Below are 14,930 nucleotides of genomic sequence, written 5' to 3'. Positions count from 1 at the left end.
TTATTTTAAAAGAGCCACAACTTTTTATTTTGAGCCAAAATCATTTCAAAAAAAAACAACACTATTAGTAATACCTTAATTTTAAGCTTTTCAAAGCAATTCATTGGTAAATTTATTAATATCTTTGCATCCTAAATTTTAAATATTTATACAATGAAAAAATTATTAGTTGTAGTAGCTATATTAACGGTTTCATTTGCAAATGCACAAGCATTTTCTGGTAGTGGTGACCAAAAATTTCAAGTAGGTGCTAACTTTCAGTCTCACGCTACAGGTTTAAACTTAAGCTATGATTATGGTTTAGGTGAAAATATTTCGGTAGGTGTCAGCTCAAGCTATGCTTTAGGAATTTCTAGCGAACTTCAAGATGGTGTAAAAGATCCTTTTGGAAATACGCTTATTGAAAAAGCAGGTTTTGACGACCGTTTCGACTTAAAAGCACGTTTTAATGCGAATATTGGAAACGTTTTAAAAATTGACGAAAATTTTGATTTGTATCCTGGATTAAGTTTCAGTTTAAAGAATTTTGGTGGCCATATTGGTGCGCGTTATTTCTTTACATCTGGATTTGGTATTTATACAGAAGCACAGTTTCCTATTGCCAAATACAATAGTGACGATTTAACACCTGCGGAAGAATTAAACAATCAATTCTCTATGAATTTAGGAGCTACTTTTAATTTATAGATTATAGTTACATAAAATCTCAAAAGCCTTTTATAGTTTATAGAAGGCTTTTTTATGGAATTAATTCTGCCACTTTATCATAAACCAGATGGCTTTCCCAACCGCGATAGAGTAAATAATCGGCTAGTTTTTTGCGCTTTTTCCATTTGTCGGTTTCAGAAATCAGTCTTAATTTCTTTTCGGAAAGGACTTGGAAGGTTTCGTAATAATCTGCTTCTGAAATTTCTTTCATGGCTAAATCGATATTGAATTTACTAATATCACGCTTTTTCAATTCCAATTTCAAGCGCTGACGACCCCATTTTTTGATATTGAATTTCCCTCTTGCATAAGCTTGCGCAAAGCGGGTTTCGTTTAGAAAATTATGTTCAATTAGATGACCAATTACCACATCCGTGGCTTCCGGAATCATGCGCATTTTATACAATTTTTCGGTCACTTCTTTATGGCAACGCTCTTGGTAGGCGCAAAAATTCTCTAAAGTACGTTTGGCTTCTTCAAGCGTATAGGTTTTTACTGTATTCATTGGAAGCAAGATAATAACAATTTGTTAATAATTTAGAAACTGTAACCCCTTGTTTTATAATGGCTTTAATGTATATTTGACTCCCCCATTTCTTCACTTTTAGTAAAAAACGTTTATGAAACAAAATTACATATTGATATGTTTGGGGTTACTATGCTCTTTAATGGGGTTTGGGCAGGCAAATGAAAACTTCACCAACGTTCCAACTAGTTCATCTGGAAGTTATCAGTCTAGAACTTGGACAGGAACAGACGCTGTAACTTGGAATGCCACTTTCGCTAGAACAGACCAAACCTTAACAAATAAAGCAGTTTGTACAAATGGTTCAGGAACTGTAACTTCTCCAATATATACTGGAGGAATGGGTACTTTAACATTTAACTACGTTAGAGCATTTACGGGTGGAGACGCGAGATCTTTAACTGTATGGGTTAACGGAACACAAATAGGAGGAACAACAACAGTAAGTTCGACTTTAAATACAACACAAAATTATTCAGCTACAATAAATGTTGGTGGTTCTGTAAGTTTAGAAATAAGAACTGCAGGAGCTCAAATAAAAATTGATGATATTTCATGGACAGCTTATTCAGCATGTGCACCACCAGCTAATCCAGTGGGTACAATAACAGGAACAACACCTGCTTGCGCTAGCACCACATTAACATATACAGGAACCACAATTCCTGGCACCATAGATTACTGGCAAACTACTGCAACAGGAACCTCAACCGCTAACAATGCAACAGGAACTTTTAATGCAACTGCTACAGGAACATATTATGTAAGAACATTTTTAACAGCTACATCATGTTGGGCGAATGGAACTGCAAGTTATGCTGTTGTTATAAATTCTGCACCAACAATTTCTTCACAGCCTACTAATGCTTCACGAGTGATTCCTGCAACTGCAACTTTCTCTGTAACTGCATCTGGAACGCCAAATCCAACTTACCAATGGCAAGTCTCTACAAATGGGGGTGGTACTTGGGCAAATGTTTCAGGAGGAACTGGAGCAACATCAAACTCATATACAACTGGAGCAACATCTGCTCCAATGAATAATAATCAGTATCGTTGTGTGGTTACAAATACTTGTGGTTCCATAAATTCTAATGCTGGAATATTGAGCTTATCTAATAGTTCACCTAATAATGCTTTGCAATTAAAGGCTTGTATTGCAAATACTCAATCTTCTTTAAGTTGGAATGCGTCTTCTACAGCAGGCGTAACTGGTTATATTGTTTTTGCACAACCCAACACGACTATCCCACAAATGGCAGCTGCTTCGGCAGGAAATGCCTCTGCTTACATTGCAAATGCAGATTATAGTGCAGCAACAACTTACACCACTTTAGGAAAAGCGATATATAAAGGTGCTGGAACTACAGCTACTGTAATTGGTTTAACAAATGCTTCGCAATACACTTTTAAAGTAGTTGCTTACACTGGTGAAACAGGAACAGGCTGGGCTTCTGCTATTAATAATACAAATACTACTTCTACTTATACACAAACCTATACGATTGATGTTCCAGAAGTTAGCAATTTAGCAGCGAGTATTGATCCTACAACATCTACCGTTCAATGGAATGTGGTACCAGATTCTGCTGGTTGTTACGAATATATGGTAGTTGCCAATGCAGGCCCTGTTACTTTAACACCAACTGGAAACGGTTCAACTTATACGGCAAATTCAGTACTTACAGGTGCTAACCAAGTAGTTTATAAGGGAACAGGAAGCAGTATTATTGTTACAGGTTTAACAGATGCCGTTGAATATTGTTACACCGTTTTTGTAAGAGAGGTAAATAGTGGTACACAATGGAGTGATGGTATTTCGGTTTGTCAGACTACAGGTACCGATTACTGTGCAGCTTCGGGAGGAACAAATAACTCGAGGATTAATAATGTTACTTTCAACACCATTAATCAATCTTCTACTTCTACTGCTGGTTATACAGATTATACAGGAGTTACAACAAATGTTAATATTGGAGAAGTTCATAATTTAAGTGTAACAGTAGACTCCAATGGTAATTACACGTCTTATATAATAGCATGGATAGATTGGAATAGAGATGGTGATTTTAGTGATAGTGGTGAAGCATATGAATTAGGTACGGTTACAAATAATGCTAATGGAACCTCATCAGCATCACCGTTTTCAATTACGGTTCCAACTGGTGCTGCCATAGGAAATGTAATAATGCGAGTTTCTGCTAACTCTGAAAATAGTATTATTGGGTATTCAACACCTTGTCAATCATTTACTTATGGTGAAGTGGAAGATTACACGATTATTATAACACAACCTGCTAATGCAGAAATTAATGTAAAAGGAGGAACTATATCTATTGCTAATGGTTTTGATGCACCTTACGGATTAAATAATACCTTGTTTGCAACCACACCGTTAAATACAGATTCTGCGGAAAAAGAATTTACCATAGAAAACATTGGTATTGCAAATTTACTGTTAACAGGTTCGCCAATTATTAAATTAGAAGGTGCAAACCCAACAGATTTTATTGTAACTCAACAAGCAACAACACCAGTTGTAAATGGTACAAACGCAACGTTTAGAATTAAATTTCGACCAACGGTTGCAGGCTTAAGAACTGCAAATGTAAGAATTGAAAGTAATGATTCTGATGAAAATCCTTATATTTTTGCCATTGAAGGTAATGGTAATTGTACCATTTCTCCAGTTGTCACTACTTTTCCAACATCTGGTCCTGCAAATACATTGGTAACTTTTACATCTTCAACAAGCAATCTTACAGGAGCAACTATTACGTTTAATAATATAGCAGTTCCAACTGTTTCTAATACATCAGACACCATAGAAGTATTGATTCCTGCTAATGCTAATGATGGTAATTTTATTATTCAATTAGCAACAGGTTGTAGTGCAACGCAATTTTTTGATGTAATTGATACTGACCTTACTGCTTGTGAAACAGCAGTTGGGGGTGGAAATGCTACCGGTTTAATTATCTATGAATTGTATGATGAAAATGGTGGATCTGGTGGTGTTATTACTATTTATAACAATACAGGAGCTTCTGTAAATTTAAGTACTTATTCAATTCAAAGAGCTGGAGATTATGGAGTTAATTATTCAACTTATGCAAATCTAAGCGGCACTCTTGCTCTAAACGCAGTAGCAATTATTTCTGTATCTAGTTCATCTTGTGGCTACACTTCTACAGGAAATGGAAGTTTTGGTGCTACAGGTTTTAATGCAAATGATGGTTTTAGGTTAATGAATGGATCTACGCTTATTGATGATGTACAAGCACCAAATTATGTAGGATATTATTTAAAAAGAAGAAATACTAATTTTTATCCAAATACAACTTTTACTGCATCCGAATGGACAGCTCAAAGTTTAGCAAAAGATGAGTGCTTAGCTGGTGTTGGTTCTGTGCCTCTTGTTAAAGTACCACCGACGGTTTCCGTATTAAACCCACCAATTTTTGCGTGTACAACAACTATTCAATTATCTGTTACAGGTGCTGAAGGTGTACCTAGCGGTTTTGGACTTACATACCAATGGTATTATCTAGCGCCAAATGCAACCACGTTTGTAGTTGTGCCTAGTACTGCAGATTTTAATAACAATTCTACAAGTGCAACTTTAGATATAAATAACCCAATAGCATATTTAGATTATCAATTTTACTGTCAGGTTAGAGAAAACACTGCAACCTGTTATACTACAAGTAACGCTGTAAAACTAGATGTAATAGCTGCTGTTTGGGATGGCACTGCTTGGTCATCACCTCCTACTTCTAGTAAAATTGCTTATATAAATGCAGATTACAATACGAGCATAAATGTTAATGGAGAAACCAGTTTTGAGGCTTGTCAACTAATTGTTACCTCAGGAAGCTTATTGACTATTTCTGAAGATCATTATGTAGATGTCATTAACAATGTTATAGTGAATGGTGATGGTACATCAGATGGCATTTTAATTGAAGATAAAGGCAGTTTTGTTCAACGTGGCAATGGCATTAATGCAGGAACTTATACTCATAATATAAATGCAAAAACACAAGTTAATAAGCGAACCGCTTTCTTAAATAATTGGTATGAATATACGTATTGGAGCTCACCAGTTGCCAATGAAACTATAGGTAATGGTTTAGCAGAAGCACATCCTACCCGTCGTTATTGGTATAATGGACAAAACTATTTAGATGCCTTCGCTGAAATTAACAATAATAACGGAGCATTTGCTGGCCAAGACGATGTTGATGATAATGGTAACGATTGGCAAAACACAAATAATTCAGATATTATGATTCCTGGTGTTGGTTATGCTGCTATGCATAATCCTGTTGGGTTTATAACTCCTGGTATAAAATATCAATATGAATTTAACGGCTCCTTAAATACTGGTGATTATACAGTTCCTATTTATAGAAATGATGCAGAAATGGATGATAATAACTGGAATTTTATTGGTAATCCGTATGCATCCGCCATAGATGCCGACGAGTTTTTTGATAAAAATGTTTATGATTTTTTAAATCAAGCTGGAACATTGGATGGTGCCATATTTTTATGGTCTCAAAGTACGCCACCTTCTAATACCAGTAATGGTAATGAAAACTTAAATTTCGCCCAAAGTGATTACGCTATTATTAATGGAACTGGCGAAACTGCAGGTGGTGATAATAATAATGACGGTACTGTAGATATTTCAGATAAACCTAAACGATTTATCCCATCTGGACAGGGGTTTTTCGTTTCTTTATCAGATGATGCTGTCACCACTACTGTTTCAGGAACCACTAAATTAGCCAATGTTATTTTTCAAAATAGCATGCGTGTGACAGGCGACAATGACCAGTTTTTTAGACCAGATGGTAGAAATCCCTTCAATAAACTGTGGATTAATATGTGGAGTGATAATGGTGTTCGCAATCAAATTTTAGTGGGTTATGTTGATGGTGCAACCAATGAATTAGATGGTATGTATTACGATGCACCCAAAAATCTTTCCACAGGTGAAAATGCTATGATATATACTGTAGCTGACAATTCAGACAAGAAACTTGCCATACAAGGAAAATCAACCAACAGCTTAAATGAAGACGAAGTTATTTCGTTAGGGTTTTATTCTATCATTTCAGAAGCGACGTTATACTCCATTTCTATTTCATCTGAGGGATCGTTTTTTGAGGAAAATACCGTTTTTCTAAAAGATTACCTTATGAATATTAGTCATAATCTATCTGCTTCAAATTATACCTTTACATCTAATGTTGGTGTTTTCAACAACCGCTTCGAAATCGTTTTTAAAGACAATGCCTTATCCATTAACGAAAACGCACTAAACAATAACAGCCTAACCATTATTGAACTACAGAATGATGATGTGAAATTCAGTATTGGTTCGGGAAATACAACCATAAAATCGGTAGAAATAATTGATTTATTAGGTCGCACGCTTTATAAATTTAAAGGGAACTCACATACAGAAACCTTTAACCTTTCCAACTTAAGTACAGCAACTTATATGGCAAAAGTAACCTTGTCTAATAATCAAGTATTAATTAAGAAAGCCGTTAAAAAATAAGGATTTATTACACCTGTAACGAAATAACTAGTTCTTTAGATATTTTGTTACATGGGTATTATTTTTACTAAACTTGGAATAAATTATAGAAACAGCCTTTTCAACCTGAATAGCTTTTATAAAAAGCTCGAATTATTTTTATTTAAAAACTTCATTAAATATTTGCAAGGATTTAGGCTTTTTAAAATAACCCAAGTGTAATTCAAAATACTGCATCAGCATATTTAAAAAAGCTTGGCGCTGATCAGCATTCAATTTCACCCTATTTAAGGCATCAAAATTGATATCTAAAAGCTGTTTTAAAATAAGGTTGTTTCCCAAAGAAACGGCGTAAATATGTTTCGAATTAGCTTCAAAATATCCAGATTGTAAATTAAAAACACCAACTTCTGTTTGCGTCATATCTGGATAGAATCCTAAATGCTTGGTTAATTTCAAAAGAAATAATAAGTGGAAATTGGCATAACTAGTTTCGGAATCCAACCATTGTAAAGCCGTTTCTAAATAATCAAATAACAAAATATTTTGCTCCTCTTCTTTTAAAACATTGGCCAATACTTCCGCCAAAAACAAGACAATACTACTTTTTATAACGTTAGTATGAAGCGTTTTATAAACGAAACTCGATTTCACTTCTTTGATATAATGCAGAGATTGATTAGGCTTGTAGGTTTCTACTATTTCCAATTGCGAGAGCAGTTGGTAGTAAGCAATAGTGCCAGGACGTCTGCTTTTAAAAGCACCTCGAATTAAATAGCTAGATAAACCTCTGTGTTGGGTGTAACAACTAATTATTAAATCGTTATCACGAAACTTAATCTTTGAGAGCACAATGGCTTTAACGGAAGTAGACATTAGCGCACTACCATTACTTTGAGAACCTTCGTTTCAAAAGTATCCAAATCAGAAAGCATTACAAGATAAACACCTGATTTAACAACTTTATTAGACATGTTATAACCATTCCAATACGCAATACCTCCGTCTATTTCTAAATTATAACCTCCGTAACGCATATTAGTTCTAGACTGCGCTTCAGCTACTAAATTACCTTCAATGTCTGTGATTTTAATATTTACGTTTTCCGAAATATCCTTAATTTTCACTTTCTCTTCGGTGATATTAAATGTAGGACGCACTGGATTAGGATAAACGTAAGCGTTGGCCAAAGTTTGCTGCGTTTCTGAACTACCGGAACCAAAGGAAACCATGCCATTTCGAGTGGCAAAATAGACATTACCGCTAATTTCATCAATGGAAATATCTACCACATCGTTACTTGGCAACGGCGAATTATCTTTGGTGAAATGACGAATAGTTTTTTGACCATCTGATGACAAGTAAAAAACACCCGATCCAATAGCTGAAATCCATTTGTTATTAGCGCCATCTACTTCAATATCTGATATAAATTGCTGGTATAGTAATTCCTTCGCAACACCATCATCTAGTATAATAATGGGTTGAACCTGTGGACTCGTTTCTGTAAAAAAGTTGGACGGATTATAAAGAACACGTAAACCATCACTAGTTCCTATCCACATTTGATTATTTTTATCCATTGCAACAGACGTTACATAAGGCGTTGGCATATTCTGACTTTCATTAACAATGTTCTTAAATTCAGCATTTCCACTTAAATTTAAACCAACAATTCCTGCACTGTAGGAACCGAAAAATACATTTCCAGACCTATCAAAAACAATATCCGAAAACCCTAAATTACTGTATGCCGAACTTATAACTCCCGTAATATTGTATGAATTCCACTGCCCATCTTTAAATCGATTTAATGGTGTATCCACGCGGCCATTCATTAACCATAACGTTCCTTGATCATCATATTTCGGCATTAAGGTTAAACAGAGGTCTGCTGCAAAAGGGAGAATGGTACTATTATTTTCATCGTAAATATCTATTACCTCATCATTTTGAACATCAATTAATCCAGAATAATAGGAACCCACATAGACTTGGTTCGTATTAAAGGGGTTAATGGCGATATGTGATAAGTATAGCGGATTATCCACAACTGCCGCTATAGAATCATAGGGCTTATTAATCCATTTTTCGTTTACATAATGGCTTAAACCGGTATAAGTAATACCACCATCAAAATTATAGGAAGCAGAGTATCCACCAAAAGTACACCACAGATTATTATTTTTTGTTTCCACCGAAAAGACCGTGTTCATTAAAGGTCCATCCGGATGAATTTCATTAAATGTGCTTAAATCGTTTAAGTTTGTTTCTAAAACCCCAAAGCCTGGTTTTCCTAAATTCAGAATGTTTTTTGTTCCAATATAGAGTTGATTATTTTCAAAAATAGTGGCACAAGAAAATTCTGTCGGAAAATCAGGAACTTGATTTACAACGGCTATTTCATTAAAGGAAGCATCATAAATAAATACTTTATTCTTCAGCGTAACTAGTAAATTATTATTGACACTAGTCACAGCATTCGGTATGAAGTCATAAATTAATAACTGGGTAGACACATTATTTGCATCTACTCTAAAAATAGCTTTACTAACGTGAACGGCGTAAAGATTATTATCTACTTCTTGAACAAATGAATAATTTCCGCCACGAACTCGCTGCCATTCTTGATAATCTATTAAATCCGGACTAGAAATTAAAGCTTTTTTTAAACCGTTATTATTAATACAAGCGGCATAAATATAACCATCAAAAACGGCGGTTTGATTCACGCGAATTTGAGCACCACCATCTCCCATAAAATAAGTATCGCCAAACTCTAAATTTTGCAAGTCGTATACGGATATCCCGTAGCTCGTGGAAACATAAACCAAATTATCAACTACATTAAAATGGTTAATACGCTTAATATCTGGTGGAATATTTGGTTTATCTTTAATATCAACAATGGTTAAAATATCATTATCATCTTCAAAATATATCTCCATTAGGCCATTTTCATAACCAATCAAAACCAATCCGTAAATTTCACTATAATAAACAGTGGTGATTTTTTCTCCTGACAAACCGTTAATAGTGGAAAATTGATTTAATTCCCGACTAATAATATCAAAACTAAAAAGTGCATTATCTGAAGCTGCATACACTTTAGTTTCGCCTTTAGAAACACTCTGAATATTTAAAAATGAAAAATGCCCTTTCCAGTTTGCAGAATAATCTTGACTTAAAACTACGTTCGACACTAAAAAAAGTGTTAGCATGAAAAATAGCTTGTACGGGATTCTATTCATTAAAGTTAGGTGTTTTTAAAGCGTATAGTTTAAACCAAAAATACTATAATTTATTGTATTTTTGGTTTTATTAATTAGGCTTATTTAATGTTATTTAGCAGTCCAATATTCTTATTTCTCTTTCTTCCACTTGTTCTGCTTATCTATTTTTTTACGCCCAAAAAGTTTAAAAACCATACTTTACTTGCCTTTAGTCTCTTGTTTTATACCTGGGGTGAAAAGGAGTTAGTGCTTTTAATTCTGTTATCTGCTTTCGTGGATTATAGTAGTGGATTATTGATTCACTATGGAAAAAGGAAACTAGGTTTATACCTTTCCATTATTTTCAACGTCGGTATTCTTCTCTATTTTAAATACGCCAACTTTATATCTGGAAATTTAATTGATGCTTTGGAAGTTCTAAATATGAATTCTGAAAATGCCCTTAAATTTTCTAATATCGCTTTACCTCTTGGGATTAGTTTTTATACATTTCAAACCATGTCTTACACCATTGATGTGTACCGCGGACACGTTAAAGCTTCCAAAAATTTCATTGATTTTGCCACCTATGTCACCTTATTTCCGCAACTTATTGCTGGCCCCATTGTAAGATATGCGGTTATTGAAAAAGAATTGAAAAACAGACAGGTTACAACTTCTCTTTTTTATGAAGGTGTAGAACGTTTTATAATTGGTCTTTCAAAAAAAATGATTATCGCAAATAATTGTGCGCTTTTAGCCGATGGCGTTTTTAATCTACCTCCTACAGAATCGTCCGCAGTTATTGCCTGGTTAGGAATTATAGCTTATAGTTTTCAAATATATTTCGACTTTTCTGGCTATTCCGACATGGCTATTGGATTGGGTAAAATGTTTGGCTTTAACTTTCCTGAAAACTTCAATTACCCATATATTGCTAAATCCATACGGGAATTTTGGCGCCGATGGCACATAACACTTTCCACCTGGTTTAGAGATTATTTATACATTTCATTAGGTGGCAATAGAAAAAGTGTTTGCCGAACTTATATAAATTTAATTTTGGTGTTTTTAATAACGGGTTTATGGCACGGTGCTAGTTGGACCTTTGTGTTTTGGGGACTTTTTCACGGTCTATTTCTAATTATAGAACGTGCTTTAGAAACGAATAACAGAAAGCTACCTTCGGCATTTTCACACATATACGTTATTTTTGTTTTAATCATTTCGTGGGTGTTTTTTAGAAGCGATACCATGGCAGATGCCTTTAATTATATAGCATCCATGTTTAATTTTTCGTTGAGCACGAATTGGGCATTCTTGAATTTCTATTTAACTAAAGAAGTCATTTTTGTACTTATTGCAGCGGTGTTTTTATCTACACCTATTTACAAGAAAATAGTCAGTTACTTTCAATTAAATAAATCTTCATCACTTAATTTTAATATATTTTCATCTTTAAAGTTAGTCGGTCTATTTATGTTGTTAATAATATGTTTCACATATATCGCAACCGATTCTTATAACCCGTTTATCTATTTTAGATTTTAATGAAGAACCAAAAAAACATAGGGTCCGTTATATTTATTATCATCTTTTTGCTGATGCTAATAATGCCCAACGTCATCATGTTTTTTAATTTGGAATCTTCCGAAAACAATGAAAATAGAGAATTCACCTCTTTTCCAGTTTTTAGTTTAAAAAATCCTATTAGTTTTTTAAAAGAATTTAATACGTATTACTCTGAAAATTTCGGATTAAAAACCACATTGGTTAACAATTACATCGATTTTAAATTTCAAGTTTTAGATGAAACTCCCATGCCAACTAAAGTAGTTAAAGGATTGGAAGGCTGGTATTTTTTAGGAAACAGTTATAACAATACTTTTGATAATGCTTTTGGGAATAATAATTTTAAAACATCTCAATTAGAAGAAATAGCACGAAGACTTTTAGAAATTAAGAGCTATTTAAAGTCTCAAAACATTGAATTTTATTTAGTAGTCCCGCCTAATAAAAGTACTATTTACAAGGAATATTTACCTTTTCAGCTCAATAAAAATGAATCTAATTTAGAGGCTTTAAAAAACCACTTAAAAACTGAAGCAAATTTTGAAATTATAGATTTAACCAAAACTTTACTTGCTAAAAAAAATAAGGAACTTGTATACTTAAAAACAGATTCACACTGGAATGAGTATGGCGCATTTCTAGGTTATAAAGAAACCATGCGTATTATTAATCAAGATTTTATTATTGCGTCTAAGGAATTAACGGATTATAACCTCATTATGAAAGTTCGGCGTCAAGGTGATATTGTGAAAATGATAAATCTTTCCGAAGAAGAATCAGCTTTAACTTTCACAAAAAAACACGTAAATCAGGAAGCTAAAGTTCAGAGGGATATCAAACTTTTTATGTATTTTGATTCATTTTCTTATGCCTGGATGCCTTATTTTAATGAGAGTTTTGCTAATATTGAATATTTAAATTATCACAGCATTAGCAAACAACATCTTGCAAATGAAAAACCAGATATAATTATTTTTGAAATTGTAGAACGCAATATAGACATCCTTCTAAAAAATGAAAATCTGTTAGTATATTAATAAAAATGAAATGCAAAATCTCGATTTCCAATTAGGATTGAGAAAGAAGATCAATTCTTTTAGTTTCCATAATTAAACCTATCCTGAAAATAATTCATTTTTTTGATGAATAATTAGCTATTTTTAGTACTTTCAATGCTAAATTAAGTTTGGCTAATTCCACCTATTTTATATATTTGTTGGTAATTTGCTTTAAACACCCGGAAATTAGACTATGTTCAAATTGAAACGATTAACTGCATTCCTTTTCCTTTTTGCAAGTGTGCACGCGGGATTTTCTCAATTGGGTTTCTCCCATGAAATTGGAGCCATTGTAGGTCCTGTACAGTTTCGATCGGATTTCGGTGTTCGAAATGACGAAGGCACCAACTTTGGTAACTCAGGATTCGGAATTGGTATTGTTCACTATATAAATTTCGCCTACAGAGCGGATTGTAATTGCTACTCCACAGACACCTATTTCAATGATCACTTTAAATTACGAAGTGAAATTTCATTCAACAAAACAATTTTAGAACACCATGGTCAATGGGCTGAAGGAACTAAAGAGGATTCAAAAAAACTTCGCGCCCATACTGGTGAAGCCAATAATTTTGATATTGGTATGCAGTTGGAATATTTCCCATTAAGTATTCGTGATTTCCAAGGTTTCGCTTACCGTTTAGCACCTTTTGTCAGTCTTGGTGCACATTATACATCCTTTAACCCGAAAGCATTTACATCTTATGTAGACCCTACCACAGGTGTTGCAGATAACAATATTTTAAATGCGAATAATTTCTGGACGCCTTGGGAACCAGGCTCAATTAATCCAGCTTCGGGCAGTTCATTTTCTCTGGTAACTAGTGTTGGCGTACGTTATAAACTAACAACGCTGTCAGATTTAATGCTAGATTTACGACTTCAAACCTATTTTAGCGATTGGATAGATGGTTTAAATCATCAATTGGAATCCAATAAAAACAATGATTACTTAATTTGGTTAAACGTTGGATACATTTTTTATCTAGATTAAAAACCATGCTTTAATACTATAGAAAAACCCAAGATTTAAAAATCTTGGGTTTTTTATTAAAGCGTAATTTTTATCCGATGGCTTGTTCCAAATCGGCAATTAAATCGTCTATATCTTCAATACCAACACTTAACCGAATTAAGGAATCTACAACGCCGGTTTTCTCACGTTCCTCTTTCGGAATACTGGCATGCGTCATACTTGCTGGATGTCCCGCTAAAGATTCTACGCCACCTAATGATTCTGCCAAAGTGAAAATCTTTAATTTTTCAACCATCTTTATGGCTTCTTCGTAATTATTCCCTTTGGTTGTAAAAGATATCATACCACCAAAATCACTCATTTGCGCTATGGCAATAGCATGATTTGGATGGTCTTCAAAACCTGGCCAATACACCTTTTCAATTTTAGGATGTTTGGCTAAATAATGTGCAATATTCCGACCATTTTCGCAATGTCGTTGCATTCTAATATGTAAGGTTTTAATACCTCTTAAAACTAAAAAACTATCCTGCGGACCACAAACGGCGCCACTTGCATTTTGTATGAAATATAATTTTTTAGCCAATTCTTTATCTTTTACAGCCAAAACACCCAAAACTACATCGCTATGTCCACCAAGATATTTAGTAGCAGAATGCATCACAATATCGGCACCCAAATCTAAAGGCCTTTGTAAATAAGGCGTTGCAAAGGTGTTATCTACCGCTAATAATAAATTGTGCTTTTTAGCAATGGATGCACACGCTTTTAAATCGATAATATTCATCATCGGATTGGTAGGTGTTTCAACCCAAATTAATTTAGTGTTGGCATTGATAAATTTCTCAATATTAGCAGCATTCTCCATATCTACAAAATGAAATTTAATACCAAACCTCTCAAATATTTTGGTAAATAAACGGTAAGATCCGCCATATAAATCATTCGTAGAAATCACCTCATCACCTGAATTTAATAATTTAATAACCGCATCAATAGCAGCTAATCCAGAACCGAAAGCCATTCCATAATTTCCGTTTTCAAGACTAGCCACAGCATTTTCTAGCGCACTTCTTGTTGGGTTTTTACTTCTAGAATATTCAAAACCTTTATGTCCTCCAGGCGTACTTTGGGCGTATGTAGTTGTTTGGTAAATGGGTTGCATAACCGCTCCGTATGCTGGATCCAGTTCTTGACCTCCATGAATTGCTTTTGTGTTAAATTTCATAGGTATCTGTATTTTTTATAAAATGAAATAGCATTTTTAACTGTTTCTCAAAATATTAAAATAAGAAAAATGAAGATAAAATTATACAATGTTTTCACA

At 33.8% G+C, this 14,930-nt stretch carries 9 protein-coding genes; 5 read left to right on the top strand and 4 right to left on the bottom strand.

Features of this window, described 5'->3' with window-relative positions:
- Positions 1 to 153 precede the first annotated feature (153 nt).
- Positions 154 to 687, top strand: coding sequence for a DUF6646 family protein (locus tag ES674_RS03615; RefSeq protein ID WP_148402611.1), 534 nt, complete (start codon positions 154 to 156; stop codon positions 685 to 687).
- 52 nt (positions 688 to 739) lie between these two features.
- Here the strand turns inward: ES674_RS03615 and ES674_RS03610 are convergent, their stop codons facing one another.
- Positions 740 to 1,213 carry a regulatory protein RecX gene (locus ES674_RS03610; RefSeq protein ID WP_148402610.1) on the bottom strand — a complete coding sequence of 158 codons (474 nt, stop codon included), beginning with the start codon at positions 1,211 to 1,213 and terminating at the stop codon, positions 740 to 742.
- Positions 1,214 to 1,328: 115 nt separating this feature from the next.
- Here ES674_RS03610 and ES674_RS03605 point away from each other — a divergent pair, with 115 nt between their 5' ends.
- On the top strand, positions 1,329 to 6,806 hold the full coding sequence (locus ES674_RS03605; protein WP_148402609.1) for a GEVED domain-containing protein: 5,478 nt from the start codon (positions 1,329 to 1,331) through the stop codon (positions 6,804 to 6,806).
- Between the two features lie 138 nt (positions 6,807 to 6,944).
- Here the strand turns inward: ES674_RS03605 and recO are convergent, their stop codons facing one another.
- Both recO and porZ read right to left on the bottom strand, forming a co-directional pair.
- On the bottom strand, positions 6,945 to 7,661 hold the full coding sequence (recO, locus tag ES674_RS03600; RefSeq protein WP_148402608.1) for a DNA repair protein RecO: 717 nt from the start codon (positions 7,659 to 7,661) through the stop codon (positions 6,945 to 6,947).
- Positions 7,661 to 10,036: a type IX secretion system anionic LPS delivery protein PorZ gene (porZ, locus tag ES674_RS15810; protein WP_148402607.1), complete on the bottom strand. Its 2,376-nt coding sequence runs from the start codon at positions 10,034 to 10,036 to the stop codon at positions 7,661 to 7,663. Before porZ ends, recO begins: the two co-directional genes overlap by 1 nt.
- 228 nt (positions 10,037 to 10,264) lie before the next feature.
- On the opposite strand from porZ, the gene ES674_RS03590 reads away from it, so the two are divergent.
- The 3 genes from ES674_RS03590 (at position 10,265) to ES674_RS03580 (ending at position 13,621) form a co-directional block, all read left to right on the top strand.
- Positions 10,265 to 11,548: an MBOAT family O-acyltransferase gene (locus tag ES674_RS03590; RefSeq protein WP_246125967.1), complete on the top strand. Its 1,284-nt coding sequence runs from the start codon at positions 10,265 to 10,267 to the stop codon at positions 11,546 to 11,548.
- A 77-nt stretch (positions 11,549 to 11,625) separates the two neighbouring features.
- The gene (locus tag ES674_RS03585) at positions 11,626 to 12,606 is read left to right on the top strand and encodes an alginate O-acetyltransferase AlgX-related protein (protein ID WP_211359265.1); all 981 of its coding nucleotides are present in this window, start codon (positions 11,626 to 11,628) and stop codon (positions 12,604 to 12,606) included.
- A 214-nt stretch (positions 12,607 to 12,820) separates the two neighbouring features.
- Positions 12,821 to 13,621 (top strand): THC0290_0291 family protein, encoded by an 801-nt coding sequence (locus ES674_RS03580; RefSeq protein ID WP_148402604.1) that lies wholly within the window; start codon positions 12,821 to 12,823, stop codon positions 13,619 to 13,621.
- A 70-nt stretch (positions 13,622 to 13,691) separates the two neighbouring features.
- Here the strand turns inward: ES674_RS03580 and ES674_RS03575 are convergent, their stop codons facing one another.
- Positions 13,692 to 14,831, bottom strand: coding sequence for a cystathionine gamma-synthase (locus ES674_RS03575; RefSeq protein WP_148402603.1), 1,140 nt, complete (start codon positions 14,829 to 14,831; stop codon positions 13,692 to 13,694).
- Between the last annotated feature and the right edge of the window lie 99 nt (positions 14,832 to 14,930).

Origin of the sequence: Bizionia myxarmorum (assembly GCF_008086205.1) — a bacterium.
Classification (GTDB): Bacteria; Bacteroidota; Bacteroidia; order Flavobacteriales; family Flavobacteriaceae; genus Algorimicrobium; species Algorimicrobium myxarmorum.
This window is presented reverse-complemented; position numbering and strand designations above follow the sequence as displayed.

Coding starts and splice junctions, on each gene's coding strand:
- ES674_RS03610 (WP_148402610.1), bottom strand. CDS start 1,213: ATGAATACAGTAAAAACCTATACGCTTGAAGAAGCCAAACGTACTTTA.
- porZ (WP_148402607.1), bottom strand. CDS start 10,036: ATGAATAGAATCCCGTACAAGCTATTTTTCATGCTAACACTTTTTTTA.
- ES674_RS03575 (WP_148402603.1), bottom strand. CDS start 14,831: ATGAAATTTAACACAAAAGCAATTCATGGAGGTCAAGAACTGGATCCA.
- ES674_RS03615 (WP_148402611.1), top strand. CDS start 154: ATGAAAAAATTATTAGTTGTAGTAGCTATATTAACGGTTTCATTTGCA.
- ES674_RS03580 (WP_148402604.1), top strand. CDS start 12,821: ATGTTCAAATTGAAACGATTAACTGCATTCCTTTTCCTTTTTGCAAGT.
- recO (WP_148402608.1), bottom strand. CDS start 7,661: ATGTCTACTTCCGTTAAAGCCATTGTGCTCTCAAAGATTAAGTTTCGT.
- ES674_RS03605 (WP_148402609.1), top strand. CDS start 1,329: ATGAAACAAAATTACATATTGATATGTTTGGGGTTACTATGCTCTTTA.
- ES674_RS03585 (WP_211359265.1), top strand. CDS start 11,626: ATGTTTTTTAATTTGGAATCTTCCGAAAACAATGAAAATAGAGAATTC.